This is a genomic window from Enterococcus sp. AZ129 (assembly GCF_051714505.1).
Classification (GTDB): domain Bacteria; phylum Bacillota; class Bacilli; order Lactobacillales; family Enterococcaceae; genus Enterococcus; species Enterococcus faecalis.
On record NZ_JBIORY010000001.1, the window covers coordinates 2809373 to 2831513 of the forward strand.

General features: G+C 40.2%; 20 protein-coding genes. 2 read left to right on the forward strand and 18 right to left on the reverse strand.

Features of this window, described 5'->3' with window-relative positions; translation table 11 throughout:
• Positions 1–143 precede the first annotated feature (143 nt).
• The 13 genes from IGJ90_RS13795 to IGJ90_RS13855 form a co-directional block, all read right to left on the reverse strand.
• The gene (locus IGJ90_RS13795; RefSeq protein ID WP_438768293.1) at positions 144–5108 is read right to left on the reverse strand and encodes an Ig-like domain-containing protein; all 4965 of its coding nucleotides are present in this window, start codon (positions 5106–5108) and stop codon (positions 144–146) included.
• Positions 5109–5849: 741 nt separating this feature from the next.
• Entirely contained in the window at positions 5850–6719 is an 870-nt protein-coding gene (gene citG / locus IGJ90_RS13800) for a triphosphoribosyl-dephospho-CoA synthase CitG (protein ID WP_438768295.1), read from the reverse strand.
• 6 nt (positions 6720–6725) lie between these two features.
• Entirely contained in the window at positions 6726–7898 is a 1173-nt protein-coding gene (locus tag IGJ90_RS13805; RefSeq protein WP_002367540.1) for an NAD(P)-dependent malic enzyme, read from the reverse strand.
• A 117-nt stretch (positions 7899–8015) separates the two neighbouring features.
• Positions 8016–9413: an oxaloacetate decarboxylase subunit alpha gene (locus IGJ90_RS13810; protein ID WP_002355994.1), complete on the reverse strand. Its 1398-nt coding sequence runs from the start codon at positions 9411–9413 to the stop codon at positions 8016–8018.
• Positions 9406–9942, reverse strand: coding sequence for a citrate lyase holo-[acyl-carrier protein] synthase (citX, locus tag IGJ90_RS13815; protein ID WP_002390266.1), 537 nt, complete (start codon positions 9940–9942; stop codon positions 9406–9408). Before citX ends, IGJ90_RS13810 begins: the two co-directional genes overlap by 8 nt.
• Complete coding sequence (gene citF / locus IGJ90_RS13820; protein WP_002367543.1) at positions 9935–11467, reverse strand: citrate lyase subunit alpha; 1533 nt, start codon at positions 11465–11467, stop codon at positions 9935–9937. Before citF ends, citX begins: the two co-directional genes overlap by 8 nt.
• A 2-nt stretch (positions 11468–11469) precedes the next feature.
• Positions 11470–12357 (reverse strand): citrate (pro-3S)-lyase subunit beta, encoded by an 888-nt coding sequence (gene citE, locus IGJ90_RS13825; RefSeq protein ID WP_002355998.1) that lies wholly within the window; start codon positions 12355–12357, stop codon positions 11470–11472.
• Positions 12345–12653, reverse strand: a complete 309-nt coding sequence (citD, locus tag IGJ90_RS13830) for a citrate lyase acyl carrier protein (RefSeq protein WP_002367545.1) — start codon at positions 12651–12653, stop codon at positions 12345–12347. The genes citE and citD overlap by 13 nt, the downstream gene beginning before the upstream one ends.
• Positions 12654–12658: 5 nt before the next feature.
• Positions 12659–13651, reverse strand: coding sequence for a [citrate (pro-3S)-lyase] ligase (gene citC, locus IGJ90_RS13835; RefSeq protein WP_002367547.1), 993 nt, complete (start codon positions 13649–13651; stop codon positions 12659–12661).
• A 32-nt stretch (positions 13652–13683) separates the two neighbouring features.
• Positions 13684–13818, reverse strand: a complete 135-nt coding sequence (locus IGJ90_RS13840; RefSeq protein ID WP_002356001.1) for an OadG-related small transporter subunit — start codon at positions 13816–13818, stop codon at positions 13684–13686.
• 21 nt (positions 13819–13839) lie between these two features.
• Positions 13840–14955, reverse strand: a complete 1116-nt coding sequence (locus IGJ90_RS13845; RefSeq protein WP_002383526.1) for a sodium ion-translocating decarboxylase subunit beta — start codon at positions 14953–14955, stop codon at positions 13840–13842.
• Positions 14956–14984: 29 nt separating this feature from the next.
• Complete coding sequence (locus IGJ90_RS13850; RefSeq protein WP_002363547.1) at positions 14985–15386, reverse strand: acetyl-CoA carboxylase biotin carboxyl carrier protein subunit; 402 nt, start codon at positions 15384–15386, stop codon at positions 14985–14987.
• Complete coding sequence (locus IGJ90_RS13855; protein ID WP_002367549.1) at positions 15370–15732, reverse strand: hypothetical protein; 363 nt, start codon at positions 15730–15732, stop codon at positions 15370–15372. The genes IGJ90_RS13850 and IGJ90_RS13855 overlap by 17 nt, the downstream gene beginning before the upstream one ends.
• A 404-nt stretch (positions 15733–16136) precedes the next feature.
• Here IGJ90_RS13855 and IGJ90_RS13860 point away from each other — a divergent pair, with 404 nt between their 5' ends.
• Entirely contained in the window at positions 16137–17534 is a 1398-nt protein-coding gene (locus tag IGJ90_RS13860) for a CitMHS family transporter (protein ID WP_002356005.1), read from the forward strand.
• 133 nt (positions 17535–17667) lie between these two features.
• Positions 17668–18363, forward strand: a complete 696-nt coding sequence (locus IGJ90_RS13865; RefSeq protein ID WP_002356006.1) for a GntR family transcriptional regulator — start codon at positions 17668–17670, stop codon at positions 18361–18363.
• Between the two features lie 43 nt (positions 18364–18406).
• Here IGJ90_RS13865 and IGJ90_RS13870 read toward each other — a convergent pair whose 3' ends face one another.
• The 5 genes from IGJ90_RS13870 to rpmH form a co-directional block, all read right to left on the reverse strand.
• Entirely contained in the window at positions 18407–19129 is a 723-nt protein-coding gene (locus tag IGJ90_RS13870) for a response regulator transcription factor (RefSeq protein WP_002368650.1), read from the reverse strand.
• Between the two features lie 177 nt (positions 19130–19306).
• Positions 19307–20083: an RNA-binding cell elongation regulator Jag/EloR gene (gene jag, locus IGJ90_RS13875; RefSeq protein WP_002361456.1), complete on the reverse strand. Its 777-nt coding sequence runs from the start codon at positions 20081–20083 to the stop codon at positions 19307–19309.
• 14 nt (positions 20084–20097) lie between these two features.
• Complete coding sequence (locus IGJ90_RS13880; protein ID WP_002356010.1) at positions 20098–20925, reverse strand: YidC/Oxa1 family membrane protein insertase; 828 nt, start codon at positions 20923–20925, stop codon at positions 20098–20100.
• Positions 20925–21281, reverse strand: a complete 357-nt coding sequence (gene rnpA / locus IGJ90_RS13885) for a ribonuclease P protein component (protein WP_002356011.1) — start codon at positions 21279–21281, stop codon at positions 20925–20927. Before rnpA ends, IGJ90_RS13880 begins: the two co-directional genes overlap by 1 nt.
• A gap of 203 nt (positions 21282–21484) precedes the next feature.
• Positions 21485–21619 (reverse strand): 50S ribosomal protein L34, encoded by a 135-nt coding sequence (gene rpmH / locus IGJ90_RS13890; protein ID WP_002356012.1) that lies wholly within the window; start codon positions 21617–21619, stop codon positions 21485–21487.
• Between the last annotated feature and the right edge of the window lie 522 nt (positions 21620–22141).

Sequence of the window (22141 nt, forward strand, 5' to 3'; positions counted from 1 at the left end):
GTTCCTTCGATTTTCTGAAAATAGAATAGCACATTTTATTCTATTTGGCAATTTTTCTTCATTAAATGGAACGAGAAAACGTATCATTGAGTGGGGAATTCTCAACAATACGTTTTCTCATCTATAGGAATTAAAGGAGAGAGCTAGTTTTTACGTTTGCGTTTGATGATTCCCATGCTCGCAAGGAGTGCGACAAAGGCGCCAAACAAACTTGTTGTCACGGCTGAAGACTCTTTTTCACCTGTGCTAGGTAAGAAGCCTGTTTTCCCGTGATTTCCAGTGCCATAACTGATGGTGCTTAGTTTAGGGTGGTAGCCACTACCATTTGTACCGAGGCCATTGCCTAGTGAACCTAAGCCAGAACCTGTTGTGCCTAAACCAGAACCTCCATTTGGATTTGAACCTGTGTTTGAACCATTCCCATTATTCCCGCCAGTTGCGCCATTGTTTCCTGTATTGCCGCCTGTATTGCCGTTATTTCCGCCAGTGTTACCATTGCCTCCTCCAGGATTCGTTGGGTCGGCTGGTGTCATGAAGGTTGTAGCCGTACTGTAATGTCCTGCGCCATCGGTAGCTGTCGCAAGTAAACTTTGTTGAGCAGTCGCTTGTCCCGCTGTTAATTGGATAGCGAAGTTGCCTTCAGCATCGGTGGCACCTACAGCAATCACACTTCTTAATAGTCGGTTACTAATTTGAATGATTCGGTTTGGTTCAGCTGTTCCTTTGATGAGGTAGCCGGCTTTAGACGTTCCTAAAACTGAAGAAACAGTTGGTGCCGCAATTTTAATTTCTGGTTCTCCCGTAATATCGGCTGGCGTCATAAATGTGGTTTTAGGACTCACATTTCCTTGTGTATCTGTGGTTAGTGCGGTTAATGTTTCTTTTTCTGTTGCTAACCCTGCTGCAATATGAACGGAGAAGGTACCTCCAGTAGTTGTATTGCCACTTGCCAATAATTGTTCACTGCTATTGTAAAATTGAACCGTGACATTTGGATCAGCAGTTCCAGTGACTGTATAGCCATTGGCTTTGTTTCCTTCAACCTTCGTAATAGTTGGCGCCGCTAAAACGACATCCGCTGGAATAACGGCTGTAGCTGGTTGACTTTCATTACCAGCGCCATCTTTGCTAATAATCGTAATCGTTTCTCCTGGTGTCACTACGCCAGCTGGTAGAGTCACCGTATATTGGCCGGTTTCGCTAGCAGTTGTAGCAGCAATGATGGTTCCGTCTGCGTCACGGACATCAATAGTGGTTTTGGGCTCCGCCGTTCCAGTGATTTCGTAACCTTTACTAGAATTTCCGGTAATAGAATCGATGGTTGGTGTGGCTAAGTCGGCTGGTGTAGTTGCTGTAGCCGGCTGACTTTCTTTCCCTGTTGCATTTTTCGCTACGACAGTTATTGTTTCGTTAGCTGAGGCCTTCCCTGGCTCTAAAGTCACTGTGTATTTGCCATCAGTTCCAGTAGTTGCCATGCCAAGGACTGTGCCATCGGCGTCACGCACCTCAACTGTTGTACCAACTTCTGCTGTTCCTACTACTTGATAGCCGTTTGTCGTGCTACCAGTGACTTTGTCAACAATAGGTGTCGCGACTGGTGCATCTGGATCAGCAGGTGTTTTGAAAGCAGTCGGATTACTTTCTTTCCCAGCAGCATCTTTCGCAATGGCAGTTAAGGCTTCGTTGGCTGTTGCGGTACCCGTCGGAAGAGTGATTGTAAAGGCGCCAGCACCATCAGTCGTTCCCGTAGCAATAACTAAACCTGCTTCATTGTGAATCTCAATGGTGACATTTGGCTCTGCCGTGCCGGTTACTTGATACCCAGTGGCAGTTGTTCCTGTAACAGTCGTCACAGTTGGTGCTGCTACGGTTGCATCTTCAGGGACCGTCACTTCCGTTGGTTGACTTTCATTGCCGTCACCGTCTTTTCCAACAACTGTTAATGTATCACCAGGATTAGCGGCTCCCGCTGGAAGGTCCACAGTAAAGTTTCCTTGATCATCCGTTGTCGTTGTACCAATAATTGTTCCATCTGGGTTCCGTACTTCAATGGTGGTATTAGGGTCCGCCGTCCCAGTGATTTCATAACCAGTTGTTGAATCTCCAGTAATGTCACCAATTGTTGGTGTGGTAACATCAGCGGGTGTCATAGCTGTAGTTGGTTGACTCTCAAGTCCAGTATCATTTTTAGCAACTACATTCACTGTTTGTTTCGCTGTTGCTTTTCCTGAAGCTAACGTCACAGTATATTGGCCAGTCGGTCCAGTTGTTGCGGTGCCTAAAACTGTTCCGTCTGTTGCACGAACTTCAATGGTGGTGCCAAGTTCAGCGGTACCTGTCACTTGATATCCTTGTGTTGTATTCCCAGTAACTTTGTCGACACTTGGCGGTGCCACTACTTCATCTGCTGGTGTTTGGAAGGTTGTCGGTGTACTTGTATTGCCAGCAGGATCTTTGGCTAACGCTGTCAATGTTTCATTCGCATTTGCCGTCCCAGCTGGAAGGTTCACAGCAAAGGAACCAGTCCCATCGGCAGTCCCTGTTGCAATCACGTTCCCATCTGCATCACGAATTTCGATGGTAGCATTCGGATCAGCGGTGCCTGTCACCTGATAACCAGCAACTGAATTACCTGTTACTCCTGTTACAGTTGGTGCTGTAACCGTGGCATCAGCAGGAACAAGGACTTCAGTCGGTTGACTTTCATTTCCCGCGTTATCCTTTCCAATCACTGTTAACGTATCCCCAGGATTGGTCGTTCCCGTTGGTAGCGTTACAGTAAAATCACCATTCGCATCAGAGGTACCTGTACCAATGACTGCCCCAGATGGATCACGAACTTCGATTGTTGTGTTAGGGTCTGCTGTTCCTGTAATTTCATAACCCGAACCAGAGTTGCCTGTGATGTTATCAACTGTTGGTGCAGTGACATCAGCTGGTGTTGTCGCCGTTGCTGGTTGACTTTCCGTGCCACTAGCGTTTTTCGCTACAACGCTCAGCGTTTGATTTGCTGTTGCTGTTCCTGGATCTAAAGTCACTGTATATTTTCCGTCAGTTCCAGTTGTTGCAGTACCAAGGACCGTGCCAGCTGCATCGCGAACCTCAATGGTGGTGCCAACTTCAGCAGTCCCTTTGACCTCATAGCCTTTTGTTGTACTACCTGTTACAGTCTCAACAATTGGCGTCGCTACGGGTGTATTAGGATCCGCTGGCGTTTGGAACGTTGTTGGCGTACTTTCTGTGCCGCTGGCGTTTTTCGCTACGGCGGTTAACGTTTCATTAGCACCTGCTTCACCTGCGGGAATGGTAACTGTAAATGCCCCTGTCCCATCGGCGGTACCTGTACCTATTACGGTGCCTCCTGCATTTAGGATTTCAACCGTTGCATTGGCGTCGGCAGTTCCTTTAACTTCGTAACCTGCCGTTGAATTACCTGTCACTCCTGTGATTGTTGGTGCGGTTACGGTTGCTTCATCCGCTGGCGTTTGGAACGTTGTTGGCGTGCTTTCTGTGCCGCTGGCGTTTTTCGCTACGGCGGTTAACGTTTCATTCGCACCTGCTTCACCTGCGGGAATGGTAACTGTAAATGCCCCTGTCCCATCAGCAGTACCTGTACCTATCACGGCACCTCCTGCATTTCGGATTTCAACCGTGGCATTGGCATCGGCAGTTCCTTTAACTTCGTAACCTGCCGTTGAATTACCTGTCACTCCTGTGATTGTTGGTGCGGTTACGGTTGCTTCATCCGCTGGTGTTTGGAACGTTGTTGGCGTACTTTCTGTACCGCTGGCGTTTTTCGCTACGGCGGTTAACGTTTCATTGGCGCCTGCTTCACCTGCGGGAACGGTAACTGTAAATGCCCCTGTCCCATCGGCGGTACCTGTGCCTATTACGGTGCCTCCTGCATTTCGGATCTCAACCGTGGCATTGGCATCGGCAGTTCCTTTAACTTCGTAACCTGCCGTTGAATTGCCTGTTACTCCTGTTACGGTAGGTGCGGTTACTTCACTAGTAGTACCTGCAGCAAAATAAATGTTGGATACACCGTCTGCTGTTGCTAATAAATTAACGTCTAAAAGATCTGTTTGAACGACTGTTCCTACAAAACGAGCATCTAAATTATTGGATAAATTTTGAGGTGTTGAAACGGTAGTTGGTAAAGTAACCGTAGTTGCGCCTAGTAAAGAAGCATCCACTAACTCATTCACACCTGAACCACCAACCGCTAATAAAGGCAAAGCACCTGAAACAGCCACGTTTACCGTGCCTTTGACAGGAAGCAAGGCTGCATTTATGGCTGTGGCGACAAGATTACTTGGGATACTGGTTCCTTTTGCCTCCAAAGCTTGAACTGCCGCATTCAAATCTTGTAAGATGTTTGAAACATTTTGGGCTAAAACTAACCCTAAACCATCACTAATTGGTGCGCTAATGTATGAGCCGTCAGCTGCTAACGTTTCCGGAGCTGTAAATGAAGCAGCACCTAAGTTTTCAATGTTATTCACTAATTCCAATTGACGATTCACTTCCGTCAAATCAATATCAACACCAGTTAAATTCCCTAACGCTCCACTGGTAATTTGAGTAATGACATTGGTTAAATCATTGGCTGCATTCAAAACGGCAGTCAAAAAAGTAACTTTTGAAAGATCAATCGTAACGTTGGTATTGATTGCTGCGCTGCCTGCTGCAGCTACATTTCCTCTTAACTCAGGAGGAACCACTAACACCGCTTGTTTTTGTCCACTAAACACAGCGGAAGCATCTGCTAAAGCACCACCAGAAACAGTGAAATTAACTGGTTGATTTTGGTTTGCGGCTGTCCAACGATTACTCGTTGAAGTGCCACTGTCATTATTTGACGTAACATTTGATAATAGTTCGATATCCAAGACCGCTGCTGATGCACTGATTGCGCCAGAGGTAACAGCTATACTTACAGGGATTGCTAATGACGTAAATAATAAACCACTTGATATTGCTAAATTAAGCATCTTGCGTTTTGTCCATTTTTTATGCTGACTTTTCCGATTAAAATCCTCAACAATTTTCTTTTTCATCTGATCGTCCCTCTTTTCTTTAAAATAAACGATAAATACCAAGATCATTAGCTTCCCCTAGTTGTTCATCTCCCCCTTTAGCGATTTAAATGGATTTAACACCTGCAGTTTAGTACATTTCCTCAGCTTTTCAAAATATAATGCTGTGAATTTTTATATAAAAATTCATTTGATAACAAACATCCTGAATATGTTAAAAAACTCACTAATTCATTAGTGAGTTATTATACAATGAGAGGAAAATGAGGAAGTTTATACGTTTCTCCCCAATCATTAAAGATAAATAAATTATTTTATTATAACTTATCGTTTGATAAATCGATAATTAAATAACGAAAAATTTTTTTATTTTTTTGAGAAATTCCACTATTATTTTTTCTGCTTCTTTGACTGTTTTTATCAATTTTATGGCTGTAAGTCATAAAAACTTTACATCAAAAAAATGACTCTAATCTATAACAATTTTTTCTGTTTTTAAGATTTTTTTTATGAAATTTTTTATATTAAAAAAATTTCATAAAAAAAGGCGACAGCCGTTTTTGAACGAATGCCGCCTTTTAGACAAACAAAAACCTGATTCTAAAAGAATCAGGTTTAGGAAAAGCAAATCAAGATTCGCTTCAACTGTTTATCATCGTATTTGTATACTCTGATAAGAATGATTTCGTAATAAAATATACTGTGTTTCGTGGTATTTGTCAATCGCTTTCTTGAATTCTCTTGAGACCTTTCCATAAGCATATAAGGTCAAAATAACTGGCAAAATCAGCGTTGTAACTATCTTTTTAATTAAGGCGTCAGCCAATTTAATTTCATTAGTTTATCTAAAAACACCACCAAAATTAAAGCATCTGCACTGCCACCAATACTCCAATTTTTTTCTTTGAATAAGTGATTCAATCTTTCTAAGCAAAGGGTTCCCCGTAACGTTTGTGTCCCCCCTAAAGCAAAATATTCCTGGATTAACGGTTGATATACTTCAAAAATTTGGACATTCTGACTTCGTTTAATCAAATTCGTATCCTCAACATAGAGCGATAAATAAAGGAGCGTATCAATGAGTTTTTGTTGTTGTGTGCCTTGATGTTTTTGATAATAAGGCACTCCCTGTTCAAAGACAGCGGGATAACCTTGTTGCGCCTCACCACGGATTCCAGTCAAGCCATGCTGAACAAATAGTCGTTCACCCCAAGTTAGTTTTTCTAGCTCATTCGTAGCGAGGTTTTCAAAGTCAGCCAATAAGTCTTGCGTCATTGTTTGAAGCGTTTGTTGAAACAATTGTAAGGTGCAAGGGGTCTCCCAAATCATTAGACGACCACAGATAGCTAAAAAAATACCTAGAGAAAAAATCGCTCCTTTATGTGTGTTGATACCTTCTGTTGCCTCAAACATCGCTCGTTCTGCTTCTAAACCAACTTGTCGAATCGCGCGAAATGTTGCCTCAATCGGCAAATGACGTAGCTCTGTCCCAGCTTGAACGAAGGTTTCAAAATAAGGAGTCAAAACCACACTACTTTCTAAAAAAGTGAAAACATCCATATCTTGATGGGCGCCTGCATCGATTGGATCCACCAAGCCTGGTTTATTTAAACAGGTCACTTCATAGAGTAGTGCCAATTGTGCTTGCTGCGCTAATTTACTCCTTGCTTGCTTTGTCATTGCCTTTTACGTCCCTTCTTCTGCCGTGGCCTTTTCTTGTTTTATATAGTCTAGTACAGCATTAAAAACCGTGTCAACTACACCGCCATCAAATACATTAGGTATGAATTTTTCTGCTGTGGGTTCTGAAATCATAGCGGCCAAGCTTCGTGCTACTGTCATTTGCAAACCGACATCGACTTTTCTGCCTTTCGCTGCCAATAACCCTTTAAAAAGACCTGGAAAAGCTAAAATGTTGTTCACTTGATTCGGATATTTGGAAGAACCAGTTGCTAATAAACGGACACCATTGGCTTGGGCGAGGGCTGGTTCAATTTCTGGTTTAGGATTTGCTAAAGCAAAGATAATTGGGTCTTGGTTCATTGATTCAATCAGGGCTGGCGTTAGCACATCCGCTTCTGATAAGCCTAAAAAAACATCCTGATTGACGACAGCGGTGGCTAAATCTTTGTTTTCGACTGATGGTTTTATTACCTGTCGAAGCAAAGCACGTTGGTAAGGATTCAATGTCGGGTCTTCTTCTCTTAAAACACCTTGGCGATCTACTAAGGTGAGATGCGTAATTCCCGCTTGAATACATAACTTAGCGGTCGCTACACCAGAAGCACCAACTCCGTTAATCACCACACGCAATTCATTTAAAGGTTTTCCTTTAATTTTGGCTGCGTTGATTAGCCCAGCTAAAACGACAATGGCTGTGCCTTCTTGGTCATCATGATACACAGGAATGTTCAAACGTTGTTGAAGTTTTTCTTCAATTTCAAAACATTTTGGTGCAGAAATATCTTCTAAATGGATTCCTGCAAAACTATTTTGTAAATTTTCAATTGTTTGAACCATCTCGTCCACTGATTTTTGTTCCAGTGCTAAAGGAATAGCATCGACCCCCGCCAAATTTTTATAAAGTAAAGCTTTGCCTTCAACAATTGGCAAGCCCGCTTGCGTGCCCATATTGCCAAGACCCAGAACAGCTGATCCATCTGTAATAACCGCAATTAACTTACCACTAATGGTCCACTCGCGCGCTAATTCATGATTTTGGGCAATCATTAAACTCAATTCTGCGACACCAGGTGTATACATTTTGGCTAAATCATGATGGTTTAACACCGCTTCTGTTGCTTCAAGACTTAGTACACCAATATTTTTTTGATGAATTGCTAGAACTTCTTCTAACACATTGTCACTTCCTTTCACGGGCTGCCTTTTTTCTATTTGATGAAGCAAGGGTTTGAACAACCGTTATCGTCGCTCAAACCCTTGCTTCTTTATACATTTGCGGAGCACTTGCCCGTTCTATTCTGGCAAGTCAAGTTTGACTGTCACTTTCTGTAACGGTACATCGTAAAAAGGATCTTCGCGACGTCCTAAAAAGTCTTTTCCTTGTTGCGGGAACATCGCATATAATAGGACATCCTCTTCAGATTTTGCGTATTGTTGGATTTCCTTTTCTAAACTATGCAACTCTGGTTTCAATAAATCCGCTGGTCGACAAGTGATTACCTCTTCATCCCCAATGATTTTTTGCTTAATCTCTTCTGCGATAGGTGCTGGTGATTTGCCGTATTCTCCGCGCACATAATCTTTGATTTCATTCGGTATTAAGGAATATCTTTCCCCAGAAATCACATTCATTAAGGCTTGTGTTCCAACCATTTGTGAAAGCGGCGTAACTAGTGGTGGATACCCTAGATCTGCTCTTACTTTAGGTACTTCAGCTAAAACTTCTTCATATTTGTCTTGTAAGCCTTGCTCCGTTAATTGACTTAATAAGTTTGATAACATACCACCAGGTACTTGATAAATCAAGGTTTTCGGTTCCGTATCTTTAACTTTAGGGTTTAAAATGCCTTCACTTCTAAAGCGATCACGAATCGGATTGAAATAGTCAGCAATCTCTGTTACTTTTTCCATATTTAAACCTGTTTCAAAGCCTAAATCTTCTAACGCGATGGCTACAGATTCTGTGGCTGGTTGACTCGTACCGCCAGCGAAAGAAGAGATAGCTGTATCGATGATATCCGCACCTGCTTCAGCAACTTTTAAATAGGTCATCTCAGAAATACCACTAGTCGCATGCGTATGCACCTCTAAAGGTAAATCAATGGCATCTTTCATTTTGCTCACTAATTCAAAACCAGTTTGTGGCGTCAAAACGCCTGCCATATCCTTAATACAAATGGAATCCGCTCCTGTTTGACTTAATTCTTTGGCTAATTTTACAAAGTAATCGATGGTATGAATTTCACTCGTAGTATAAGAAATCGCTGCTTGACAGTGTCCGCCAGCTTCTTTTGTTGTTTGAATTGCTGTTTGTAAATTACGGACATCATTCAAGGCATCGAAAATACGAATAATATCAATCCCATTTTCAACTGATTTTTCGACAAAGGCCCGCACCACATCATCAGCGTAATGACGATATCCTAGTAAATTTTGTCCTCGTAATAACATTTGAAGTTTGGTATTTTTAACTTCTTTGCGAATTTGGCGAAGACGTTCCCAAGGATCCTCGTTTAAATAGCGGACACAGGAATCAAACGTTGCCCCGCCCCACATTTCTAATGCATGAAATCCTGCCTCGTCCATTGTTTTAATAATCGGCAGCATATCTGAGGTTGGCATCCGTGTTGCAATTAAACTTTGTTGTCCATCCCGTAGCACCGTTTCTGTAAAACGAATTTTTTTACTCACTTGGCTGCTCCTTTCGTGTCAAAATTATTTCTGTTATTTTTTCTTGCATTGCTTCAAGACTGTGACGTCGATTTCGTCCACAGACTTTCGCCTCTTCTTGGCAAATAAAACAGCGCCGTGGTGGCAAGCCTAAATCTCCTCGATGAAGGCTTTTTAGTTCCTCATTTCCCCATAAAACATCTAGGTCCACTAAACGACCATAAGGATGTGTTTCTTCAATTTTGACCATTCTTTGTTTTAACTCTTGCGGGGCTAACGAAACCGCCAAATAATATTCAGGCCCTGTCTTTTCATTCCGGTAAAAATTAACAATCGGTACTTGATCCAGCAATTGTTGCTCGACTTCGTCAATTACTTCTAAAAAAACAGCCGTTAAGGTGGGCGAATTTTTTACTTCTCCAGGAATATTCATTGTGGCAGATAAGAGACTAGCTTCTGGTGCTGTTTCTAACAACTCCTTCTGTGTGGCAGCTCTTTGTTCGCGAGCATCCAACATCTCTAAAAGTGTTACTTTTTCCCCATTAAACATTGCGTACCACATCAATTAGACTACCATCTCGGTATTCAATTAACGCAACAACTTTGTCTCCATATTTAATTGGTTCCGGGGTGCCAACAATGTTGTAGGCTTTGTCTTTCAACTCTTCTAACGTAAACTGAGGAACATCTAAGGTTTTAAAACAATCAATTAAGTCTGTTCTTTTTGGATTGATTGCAATGCCGACTTCTGTTACTACGACATCGACACTCGTACCTGGTGTAACGACTGTATTTACTTGCTCAACGATTGTTGGAATCCGTCCACGAACAAGTGGTGCAATCACTAGACTCATTTTACAAGCCATACTTGTATCGGAATGTCCGCCAGAAGCACCACGGATGACACCATCTGAACCAGTAATGACATTTACATTAAAATCTGTGTCCACTTCTAAAGCAGATAAAATAGCTGTGTCTAATTGATTAATAACCGCCCCTTTGCTAAGCGGTGAAGCATACATATTGGCATCAATTTCATAATGATTGGCATTTTCCCCTAAAGAAATAGCTGATGGATGATCAAAGTCTTGGACGTCAATAATTTTTTCTACTAAGCCTTCTTCCAAAAGTTCCACCATTGCATTCGTAATTCCGCCTAAAGCGAAACTTGCTTTAATGCCATCTTTAAGCATTTGTTCTCTCATGAACCGCGTAACTGCTAGTGAAGAGCCACCTGTTCCTGTTTGGAATGAGAAGCCTTCTTTGTAGTAAGGAGAATGTGTAATTATTTTTGCGGCATATTCAGCAATCAATAATTCTTTAGGATTCTTTGTAAAACGTGTCGCGCCTTTGGCAATTCCATCTGGATCACCAATTGCATCAATTTCTACCACATAATCAACATCTGTTTGTGGAATACTAATAGGGGTATTAGGATATGGTACTAATGTGTCAGTAATGATGACCACTTGATCCGCATATTTTGCATCGACCATCGCATATCCAAGAGAACCACAGGTGGCTTTTCCTTTGGTTCCATTCGCATTTCCATAAGCGTCTGAACTTGGTGCACCTAAGAAAGCTACATCAATATGGATATCGCCTGCTGCTACTGCCCGTGCCCGGCCACCATGTGAACGAATCACCACAGGATTTTCCATGATACCTGCTGAAATAGCGGCTCCTACTTTATCTCTCAAACCAGAAGAAGTAATGTTGGTGACTACTCCATTTTTAATGTGTTCAATCAGAGGTTCATGAACATTTGCAATTGAACTAGGTGCAATCGAAATGTTTTTCAGCCCCATGGCGGCAATCTCGGCTAAAACTAAATTCATCACATAGTCTCCTTCACGGAAATGGTGATGGAAAGAGATGGTCATGCCATCTTTCAACCCTGTTTTTTCAATTGCTTCACGAATACTTCCTAAAAGTTTTGTCTCCCGAGGTTTCACTGGTTTAATTGCTCGGCTCGCTTCTTGATAAGCACCAATGTGTGCTAATTCTCCTTCATAAATGCCGTATTGCTCTGCATAAGATTGAGGAATGTCTTTGCCTACTTTATTTACTACCATGTCTATATTTCCTCCTCGGTAATTAATTTAGCCGCCAATGCTAACGCAATGACCCGTTCAGCTCGTTCAACAATTGGTTTATCAACCATTTTTCCATTTACGGAGATAACACCGGAACCTTTTGCTTCGGCTTCCCGAATGCCCCAGATTACTTCCTTAGCATTCTGGATTTCTTTTTCTGTTGGCGCATAAATAGTATTAACTAATGGGATTTGACGAGGGTTAATCACCGATTTCCCATCGAAACCTAGCTGTTTAATCAAACGAACTTCGGCTTCAAAGCCTTCCGTATTGTCTACATCTGAATAGACCGTATCAATAGCTGCAATCCCAGCTGCTCGAGCGGCATGTAAAATCATGCTACGAGCAAAGAATAGTTCTTGGCCATCTGGATGGCGCCGTGTTTTCATATTGGTAACATAGTCTTCGGCGCCTAACGCGATGCCAATCAAGCGAGTTGAACTTTTGGCAATCGCGGGCGCATTTAGAACACCTTCGGCCGATTCGATGGCAGCCATCATTTTCGTTGTTCCTACGGGAATGTCATTTTGCTGTTCTACTTCTGTAATGACTGCCTCGACATCAATGATATCTTGGGCTGTTTCTGTTTTTGGTAAACGAATCACATCGACACCAGCTAAGACCATTGCTTCAATATCTTCTGCACCACCGGCATCTAAAGCATTGATTCGAACAACAATTTCAATATTGCCATAATCGAAAGTTTTCAAAGCAGAATGGACTAAAACACGGGCAGAGTCTTTTTCTTTTAATGAAACTGCATCTTCTAAATCAAACATGATTGAATCTGCCCCATACAAAGGTGCATCTCTTAGCATTGCTGCGTTCGCTCCAGGGACAAACATCATTGTTCTTCTTAAACGTTCCATGAGTCCAACTCCTTCCAATCATACGTTTCTTTTTCAGCGCCTCGATGTAAAACTGTAATCATCCGAGCTTTGATCGTACAATCTAATGCCCCTTTATCAATCGCCTTGACCGCAACGCCTTGGACATCTAAATGTTCCAAAGTTGTCGTAATCATCTGACGAATTTGATTGCCAAATTGTTTTTCGACACTACTTTCTAATTCAATGGTATTTTCTGTTGATTCAATGGGTTGGACGGTAATCATAATATCACTTGATTCTACTGTCCCTGCAGTAGCATTTTTGATAATCTTCACTTTCTTCACCTCATTAGTTTCTTGTGTTCTACTAAGTATTGATAACTTGTTGCTGGTAAAAACTTCTTGAGTGTCTCTTTGTCGCCTTCAGCCATCGCTTTGCGAACTTTCGTCGCACTAATCAGCTCTCCATCAATCGCTAATCGCGGGACAATGGTTAACGTTATCGTTTGTCCGAAAACTAGTTGCATTGCTTGATTGTAGACAGCGGTCACTTCTGAATAAGGCTCTTCTCCCACATAACGTTGCTGAATTTCAAGTATTGGCGCAATTCTTTCTTTAAATAACGTTGCATCAAGCGTTGCTTGAATTGCAGCTACCTCTAATGGCGCTTTTTCTTTCAAAAAATAGGTAGGAAAAGTCGCAGACGAAACTAAGTAATCTTCTGTAGATAGGACTGTCACATTGGGTAAATGGGCTACCCCTTTTTGCACCATTGCGAAACGTGCTTCTTTTGAAAATAGCGATTTATCTTCAGATAAAACAAACACATAAACGTGTGGACTTTCTTGGGCTGCTTTTTCGACTAAGTACTGATGGCCTTTCGTAAAAGGATTTGCATTCATGACAATGCTACTGGCTGGCCCTGCTTTTTTATGCTGTGTCAGGTAACCAAGATAATCGGCAAAATCTGGTTTGCCTTGCTCCATAAATAGCACCTCTTGATTCGCAACCACTTTTTGAAAGCCTAGCGACTGAAAAATTTGTTCATTTTTTGGTTTTGTATACAAAAAACTGTGTAATTGGTTTTCTTCTCTCAGTTTTTCAAGTAGATGAACCACCAATTGGGTTAACAAATTTTCAGATTGATATTTTTTACAAACGGCCACGCACTTAATCGTTTTGCCTGAAAGCGAGCCAGAGGCGATTAATGCTGTGTCATCATATATGCCAACGGTGTAATCAAGTGCTTCTGTCGTTTGCAATTCGGCGTTTTCCATTAATTCGCGCCAAGCTTGATAAGCTTTTTTATCTTTTTGCAACCAGATTCTTTTCATTGTATATACGCTGCTCACAGCAATAACCTCCTTTATTTTTTAATTGGAAATAATTTTGTTAGTAATTTAGACGCTAGATAAATGATAAATAAAACAACGAAAACGCCGCCCCAACCAAAACCTAACAGTTCAAAAGCAATTTTTAAATCTTCCATGTTAACAGACATGTATTCGTTCTCCTTTCCGTCCTATGTTAAAAAGGCTAATAGTAAGCCACCAGCAATTACAGAAGCGATTTGTCCTGAAACGTTGGCACCAGCAGCATGCATTAAAATAAAGTTTTGTGGGTCTTCATCCGTAGCCATTTTTTGAATAACCCGACTAGACATTGGGAAAGCGGAAATACCCGCAGCACCAATCATGGGATTAATTTTTTCTTTTCTAAATAAATTCAAGAATTTAGCAAAAAGCACGCCGCCGACTGAGTCCATAATAAAGGCGACTAACCCTAAGCCAATAACCATCAACGTATCGACTTTTAAGAACTCTGCATAGTTCATGCTAACGGAAATAGATAGTCCTAGCAAGATACTAATAATATTCACCAATTCATTTTGAGCTGTAATGGATAAACGATCCAAAACGCCACATTCTCTTAATAAGTTCCCAAACATTAAGAAACCAACTAATGGTAATGACACCGGCGCAATTAACCCTGCGACAATCGTAATAACAACCGGGAAAAGAATTTTCGCTGTTTGAGAAACTTCACCGGCCCGATAAGTCATACGGATCCGACGTTCGGCTTTCGTCGTCACTGCTTTAATCGCTACTGGTTGAATAATCGGAACTAACGCCATGTAGGAGTAAGCGGCAACCATTATGGCCCCCATGTATTTTGAATGTAAGGTATTTGCTACGAAAATAGACGTTGGACCATCAGCGGCACCAATAATCCCAATCGAAGCAGCATCGTTTAAATCAAAACCTAATAAAACAGCCATAATAACTGTAAAGAAAATCCCAAACTGTGCAGCGGCACCAAACATCAACATAAACGGATTTTGTAACAATGGCCCGAAATCAATCATTGCCCCAATCCCAATAAATAATAATAACGGGAATAATTCTGTTTTTATTCCAAAATCAAAAAGAACATTAAACGGACCTGGCTCGCCGCCAGCGCTCAATACGCCGGAATTAGGAAAGTTCACTAAAATCGTTCCTAAACCCATCGGCACTAAAAGTGTTGGTTCATACTCTTTTTTTATTCCTAAATACATTAATAGTCCACCAATCAGCATCATCACAATGCGTCCTGGTTCTTGGCCCATTCCTATAACACCTTGAATCAGTGTCTCCACACAAATCACTTCCTCTTCTTAAATTAATTCTAGTTAATTGTTATTAATGGTTCCCCTGGGTTCACAATTTGGCCTTGGGTAACATGAATTCCTGTTACCGTACCTGCTTTTCCTGCAACGATTTCATTTTCCATCTTCATTGCTTCTAAAATTAACAATGGTTGGTTCTCAGACACCGTATCACCAACATTGACTAATACTTTTAACACAGTTCCTGGCATTGGCGCAGGCATTGCATCTGCTCCTGCTGGGGCGGCTGGCTGCGCTGCTGGCGCTGGGGCTTCTTCAACAGCAGGGGCTGGTGTTTCTGTCGTAGCAACTGGCGCTGTTGGTTGTGGCGCAACAGGTGCTGGTTGTGGGACGCCACCGATTTCTTCCATCTCGACTAAATATTCTTTCCCATCAATTGAAATTTTAAATTTGCGTAACATAATGATCCTCCTCAAGGTTTTGTTTTGAAATTCTTTTGACAACTAGCTGAGACTCTTCTGAAAGCTCTGCAGCTATACTGGCTGCAATAATAGCAACTTCTTTTGCTTCTGGATTTCGTTTTGCGATTTTTTTGATAACAAAACGACTTTCTGGAAACTCTCCTGCTGCGATGGCAGTGGCCACAATACTTACCAATTGATATTCTTTTGGCTCAGCAGGAATATATGCTGGTATATCTATCCATCGCTTTTCAAAGTTATCCGCTTCACGTTGGATAACGCTTTCATTAATCTCGGTATCCTGCGTGTGTTGCTCTTTCTTGAATAAGGACTTAAATAGGCCCATATTGTCTCTCCTTTCACTAATTCTTGGTATACGTTCATTATAGAAAAAACCGTTAAAAAACCTAGTGAAAACACTAGCTCAGATTGTTCTTTTATTGTTTATTTTGTGAAAAAAACTCTGTAAACATTGGTATATAAGCATTTATCAGCCGTTAAGATTCTATTAATATTATATTAAGTTATTAATAAGAATTTGATTGTTGAATTGTTTTTTTGATGTTCTTTTTGTTTTAGGCTATTTATTCTCTGCGAAAGTTTGTATATTCTCACACTATAGACAAACACAAAAAATATTTTTTGTTGTAAACCAGAATACTGTGAAACATTTCTCATGGCTATTCTTTTTTATTAACACCGGTTGTTAACGCTTACAAAAAAGTTCTAAAAAAAGAAAGGAAGAAAAACATGTTACTCACTATTTTAGCTTATGGTATGATTATCATCTTTATGTATGTAATCATGAAAAAGAAATTGTCACCGTTTACATCTTTAGTAATTATTCCTCTTATTTTTACTTTGATTGCAATTGCAACTGGAGTAGCGAGTCCGCCACCTGGTGCTGACGGTGTTGTCCCTGAAGTCAACATTGGGAATTTCGTCTTAGATGGGATTTCAACTACTTCAAAAACTGGTATTATGTTATTATTTGCCATTCTTTACTTCTCTATTATGTTGGATGCTGGTTTGTTTGACCCAATCACTAAAAAAATGATTTACTTTGCTAAAGGCGATCCAATGAAAGTCTTGATGGCTACTGCGGTAGTTGCTGCTGCTGTTTCCTTAAACGGAGATGGAACAACCACGACCTTGATTTGCTGTTCTGCGTTTATTCCCATCTACAAAAAACTTAATATGAAATTGATGAATTTAGGTGTGCTTGTTATCTTACAAAACACCATTATGAACTTATTACCTTGGGGCGGTCCAACAGCTCGTGCCATGGCCGTACTAGAAGTTGATGCCGACATTCTTTCTTATTTAGCACCTGGTATGATTTTATCTGTATTGTATGTTATCTTCTTTGTTGCTTATCGCATGGGGAAAAAAGAACGTGCTCGCTTAGGCGTGACAACGCTTACTGATAAAGAATTGGAAGAAATGACTATTGTTAACGATCCTGAGTTATTAGAAATTCGTCGTCCAAAGAATTTTGCGTTCAATGGTATTTTAACGATTGTCTTAATCGGTTGGTTAGTCCTAAGTTCATTCGTTGGTCAATTAGGTTTGCCTTCGTGGATTGAAATGCCACCGTTATTATTATTCCTAGTTGGTACTTGTATCGCTTTAATGATCAACTATCCAAAATTAAAAGATCAAAGCAGCCGCATCAGTGCAAATGCTGGTGATGCTGTGCAAGTAGTTATCTTAGTTTTTGCTGCTGGCGTCTTCATGGGCTTATTCCAAGGTTCTGGTATGGCCAATGCCTTAGCAAATAGCTTTGTTAATATTATTCCAAAACAATTAGCCGGCGCTTGGGGCTTAGTGATTGCGTTCATTTCAGCACCAGGAACATTCTTTATTTCAAACGACGGTTTCTATTTCGGTGTCTTACCAGTCCTAGCAGAAGCTGGACGTTCTTATGGATTTGACAATATGTCTATGGCTTTAGCTTCCTTAATGGGGCAAGCGTTCCACTTATTAAGTCCATTAGTGGCATTTATTTACTTGCTATTACGTTTAACTGGTTTAGATATGGGCCAATGGCAAAAAGAATCGGCAAAATATGCCTTAGGAATTTTCGTTATTTTCGTTGTTACAATTGTTGCTTTAGGTCACATGCCTTTATTTATTCCACAAAATTAAACGTCGTCGCTGAAACCGTAGGAGTGCCTTTTCTCCTCGGTTTTCTTTTCATTTTGTCTTTTCTTGCGTTATATTTTCATTTTTAATATTATATTTATTATCTATAAAAATAACCTATAGGGAGGTGCCTCATATGAATCCAACGGTTGAAGCAGTAAAACGGAACTTAGATTTAACCAGCAGTAAACCTCTAAAAATTTGTACCTACGAAGCCTTTAAAAAAACCATTATTTTAGGGGATATTCCTGCAGGTGAACGGATTAACGAAAAAGAATTTTCCGAGCAATTAAACATTAGTCGGACGCCCATTCGCTTTGCTTTACAAGAATTGGTCAAAGAACAATTGGTGGAACATATACCTATGGTGGGTATCGTGGTTAAAGGGATTAGTATGAAAGATGCTTATGAAATTTATGATATTCGTAAATCTTTGGATACTTTAGCAACCATTAAAGCCATGGAACTCATGACACCAGAAGATTTTGATGAATTGGAAGCCTTACTTCTCGAAGGAGAACAATACAATAAAAATAACCAAGTAGATGACTTACTACAGAACTTTTCAGATTTTAATTCCTTTATTTATACTAAGAGTCAGATGCTACGTTTAAAAAAAATTGTGACTGATCTCCATGCTTACTTAATCTATTTCAGAGATATTGCGATTCGTGCCTCAGAACGTCGTAGTATTGCCCTAGAAGAACATTGGTTAATTTTCCGCGGAATGAAAACAAAGAATATTGACCAGATCACACTTTTAACCCATGAACATCTAAATCGTTCGCTTCAATTTATTTTGAAAGAAATGGAACGTCGGCAAATTGAATAATCAAAAAAGACCCGCAGTCGCTCGTGCAACTGCGGGCCTTTTTTCATTTTTTTTGTACGCAACCATCTGGCGTAAAGGTATAACCAATGCCCCAAACGGTCCGAAGGTAACAAGGTTCTTTCGGGTTTTCTTCTAATTTACTTCGTAAACGATTAATAAAAACCATAATCGTATTCGCATCGACATCCCCAGTACCCCAAACACTGCTGTAAATTTGTTCTTTAGAGAATACTTGCTCGGGATTCTCCAGAAAAAATTGAATTAATTGAACTTCTTTCGAAGACAATGAAATAGGTAAATCCTTTTTAAATAGTTGATAACGACCATAATCAAAACGGAAATCGCCTACCTGTAGTTCTTCTTTTTTATAAATATTCAATTGTTTTCGAATCATTCGAGCTCGATTCAGCGAAGCAATCACCTGAGCCTTAAAAACATTCAAGGAAAAAGGTTTCGTTATATAACTATCCACGCCCATTTCCAAGGCTGCAATGATATCCTCTTCTTCTTTTTTGCTACTAAAAAAGATAATTGGCACTAGTGGATATTTCTCTCTAATCATTTGGACTAAGTAGTAACCATCGCTGTCATGTTCCAAGTTATCATCTAAAATGAACAAATCAAAGGTAACTCTGGACACGATATCTTTTGTTTTTTCAATTGATTCACTTTGGTAAATAAGAATACCTGTTGATTGTAATGCTTTCCAAATCAAGCGACGAACTGCTGCATCATCATCTACAACCAGTATTTTCTCCGTACGCATACCTGTTGCTCCCCCTACGTCTCTTTACAAAACTTTTTCATTTGAATTTACTACTGGAGTAATTACTGATTATCATAACATAAAAAAAGAAACGGAGACGGCTAAAAAATCATTTAACAAAGAAACGTTGGCAACTATTCAGTCCCTGCTGAGAGTTGCCAACGTTTCTTTGTTTGTTTAAAAATACTTCTTAACTGGTTCAACCACTAAATACCGATAAGGTTCATCCCCTTCAGAATGGGTTTTGATTTGCTCATCTTTACTTAGCGTGTGATGAATTTGTTTTCTTTCAAAAGCCGGCATTGGTTCCAAGAAGACTGGCCGCCCAGTGCGTTTGGCTTTTTCCGCAGTGCGTTTCGCTAAACGTTCCAAAATTTCATGACGTTTTTCACGATAATTTCCGACATTCACAACAATCGATAGCTTATTGCTTGCAATGCGGTGAATAAAGACTTGCGCTAAATACTGTAACGCATTTAACACTTTTCCGTGTTTTCCAATTAAGATACCTTGTTTTTCTGTTTCTAAATGGAAGATAATATTGCCATTCTCGCGCGCTATGCGAACCATGGCAGGGGCGTTCAGTTCATTTGAAATATTCGTTAAATACATCGCTAATTCAGTAATAGCAGCTTCATCTTCCAGATTTTCTAAAGAATGTGTTGATTCCTCTGAGAGACTAGGAATTGCTTCGGTTAATTCCTCAACTGCTTCTTCCACTGCTGTTGCTTCATCGGCAACAACAATATCTTCCACTGTTTCTTCGACCGCTTCTGTGACTTGCTCACTAATCGTTGGTTCCATTGAAATTTGGGCAAGTTTTTTTCCTAGACCTAAAAATCCTTTTTTTCCTTCGTCTAACACATCAATTGTAACATCCTCTTTGGTTAAACCAAGTGCTTGTAAGCCTTTCTGCGTTGCTTCTTCGATTGTATTTCCTTCATAAATCGGCATCTGAACGACCTCCTTTATTTTTTCTTCCCTTTTTTCTTAGGACTTTTTGCTCGTTCAAGCGCTCGCTCCCGTGCTTTGGCTTGACGTGCTGCTTCCTCCCGCTCTTTACGGATTTTGAATGGATTGTTTAATAACAATGTTTGCCCTGTTTGGAAGGCATTTGAGACCACCCAGTAAAGAGATAAACTGCTGGCTAATGAAATCCCCATAAAGAAGATCATCGCTGGCATAACGTAATTCATAATTTTCAGTGAGGCATTTGTTTCTAGTTGGCTCATACTTGAAAGATACGTACTAGCAAACGTAAAGACGGCCGCTAAAATCGGTAAAATTAAATACGGATCCGGCTTATCGAGGCTTAACCACAAGAACGTTCCTTCTTTTAACTCAGGCACGCGTGAAATGGCTTGATACAAAGCCATCATGATTGGTAGTTGAACCAACAGTGGTAAACAGCCAATGTAAGGATTCACATTATTCTCTGCATACAAACGTTGCTGTTCTTCTCGGAATAAGCGTTGTGTTTCAGGATCTTTTGAAGAATATTTTTGTTGCAAGGCCTTTAATTGCGGTTGCAACTCTTGTGTTTTACGCATACTCTTCGTTTGGAAATGCATCAACGGCAATAAAATAATCCGGATGACTAACGTAAATAGGATAATCCCAATTCCGACACTGCCGCCTAATGATAGGAACTTAATCGCTTGGGCAAAATAATAAACAATGTATCGATCCCAAATTCCTGTACTACTTTCACTTACGGGCGCGGTTCCGCAGGCGGATAAAACAAAGACTAAGGTCACTAACCCAGCCATTAATAATAAGCGCTTATACTTCTTCACTACTCAATTCCCTCTCTTACATCTAATATTTTAGCTAAATTTAACACATGTGTTAAATTAGCTTTCACTTCTTCAGACGATAATTTTTCCAATCCTGGACGTGCAATCACGATAAAATCAATTTCTGGAGAGATACGGTCTTTTAATTGAAATAAACTCGCGCGGATTTTCCGCTTCACAGCATTTCTTGTGACCGCGTTTCCAATTTTCTTCCCAACAGAAATCCCCACTCGAAAATGGGCTTGTTGTGGTTTTTCTAAAACGTACACCACGAAACGACGATTTGCACAAGATTGTTTTTTATTAAACACCTGTTGAAATTCTTTTTCTTTCTTGACACGGTAGGACTTTTTCATCGGCATCCCTTTGTTTCTATATTTTTTTACTTCTTAATAATAATAGCATATTTCCGCTCTTTTTTAGTAGCCTTTTCTATAGAATCCTGCTTTCTTTTATTGAAAACAGAAAAAGAACCCTTAGTTATCTTCACATCTTCCAAAAAATTATGGAGATAACTAAGGGTTCTTAGAAATTGACTGTTTAAAAGACCAGACCATCATTAAGCAGAAATAACTTTTCTACCTTTACGACGACGGCTTGCTAATACGCGACGGCCATTTTTAGTGCTCATACGTTTACGGAATCCGTGAACTTTTTGGCGTTTACGTTTGTTTGGTTGATACGTTCTTTTCATGCAATTACACCTCCTGAAATTGTAACTATCCATCAATATATAGACATACTTTGATAGTATAACGAGTAATAGGGTCTTTTGTCAATAAAATTTAAGAAATATTTCCTGAGAAAGATTCGTTTCAATTATCCACAAATTAAATTTTCCTGTGAGTAGCTTGTGGATAGTTTTCCACATTTTTTTCTGTTCACAGCCATTTTCCCACTAGTTTTACACAAAAAAACAGCCTGTTAAAAAGTTTTACACAGGTGTTTTTTCAGCTGTTGATAAGTTCTTGAAACATGATTGTGTCAAGCTTAATTATTCTCAACTTTTTGTGGATAACTCATTCAACAACCACTTTCTTCCGCAAGTGTCGACACCCTGTGGAAAACTTTTTTCACCCTTGTGTACTTTTTTTCCACATTGAACAATTGCTTGTGGAAAAAGTTTTGAAAAAATGCTAAAATCGACTATGCTCATTCTTTTAAGTTATCCACATTTTTTAGATAACCAAAATTTAAACATATAGGAGGTCACTGT

Coding starts and splice junctions, on each gene's coding strand:
- jag (WP_002361456.1), bottom strand. CDS start 20,083: ATGCCGATTTATGAAGGAAATACAATCGAAGAAGCAACGCAGAAAGGC.
- IGJ90_RS13870 (WP_002368650.1), bottom strand. CDS start 19,129: ATGCGTACGGAGAAAATACTGGTTGTAGATGATGATGCAGCAGTTCGT.
- citX (WP_002390266.1), bottom strand. CDS start 9,942: ATGTTTAATGGGGAAAAAGTAACACTTTTAGAGATGTTGGATGCTCGC.
- IGJ90_RS13850 (WP_002363547.1), bottom strand. CDS start 15,386: ATGTTACGCAAATTTAAAATTTCAATTGATGGGAAAGAATATTTAGTC.
- rnpA (WP_002356011.1), bottom strand. CDS start 21,281: ATGAAAAAGTCCTACCGTGTCAAGAAAGAAAAAGAATTTCAACAGGTG.
- rpmH (WP_002356012.1), bottom strand. CDS start 21,619: ATGAAAAGAACGTATCAACCAAACAAACGTAAACGCCAAAAAGTTCAC.
- citG (WP_438768295.1), bottom strand. CDS start 6,719: ATGACAAAGCAAGCAAGGAGTAAATTAGCGCAGCAAGCACAATTGGCA.
- IGJ90_RS13855 (WP_002367549.1), bottom strand. CDS start 15,732: ATGGGCCTATTTAAGTCCTTATTCAAGAAAGAGCAACACACGCAGGAT.
- citE (WP_002355998.1), bottom strand. CDS start 12,357: ATGGAACGTTTAAGAAGAACAATGATGTTTGTCCCTGGAGCGAACGCA.
- IGJ90_RS13795 (WP_438768293.1), bottom strand. CDS start 5,108: ATGATCTTGGTATTTATCGTTTATTTTAAAGAAAAGAGGGACGATCAG.
- IGJ90_RS13840 (WP_002356001.1), bottom strand. CDS start 13,818: ATGTCTGTTAACATGGAAGATTTAAAAATTGCTTTTGAACTGTTAGGT.
- citF (WP_002367543.1), bottom strand. CDS start 11,467: ATGGTAGTAAATAAAGTAGGCAAAGACATTCCTCAATCTTATGCAGAG.
- citC (WP_002367547.1), bottom strand. CDS start 13,651: ATGAAAAGAATCTGGTTGCAAAAAGATAAAAAAGCTTATCAAGCTTGG.
- IGJ90_RS13865 (WP_002356006.1), top strand. CDS start 17,668: ATGAATCCAACGGTTGAAGCAGTAAAACGGAACTTAGATTTAACCAGC.
- IGJ90_RS13860 (WP_002356005.1), top strand. CDS start 16,137: ATGTTACTCACTATTTTAGCTTATGGTATGATTATCATCTTTATGTAT.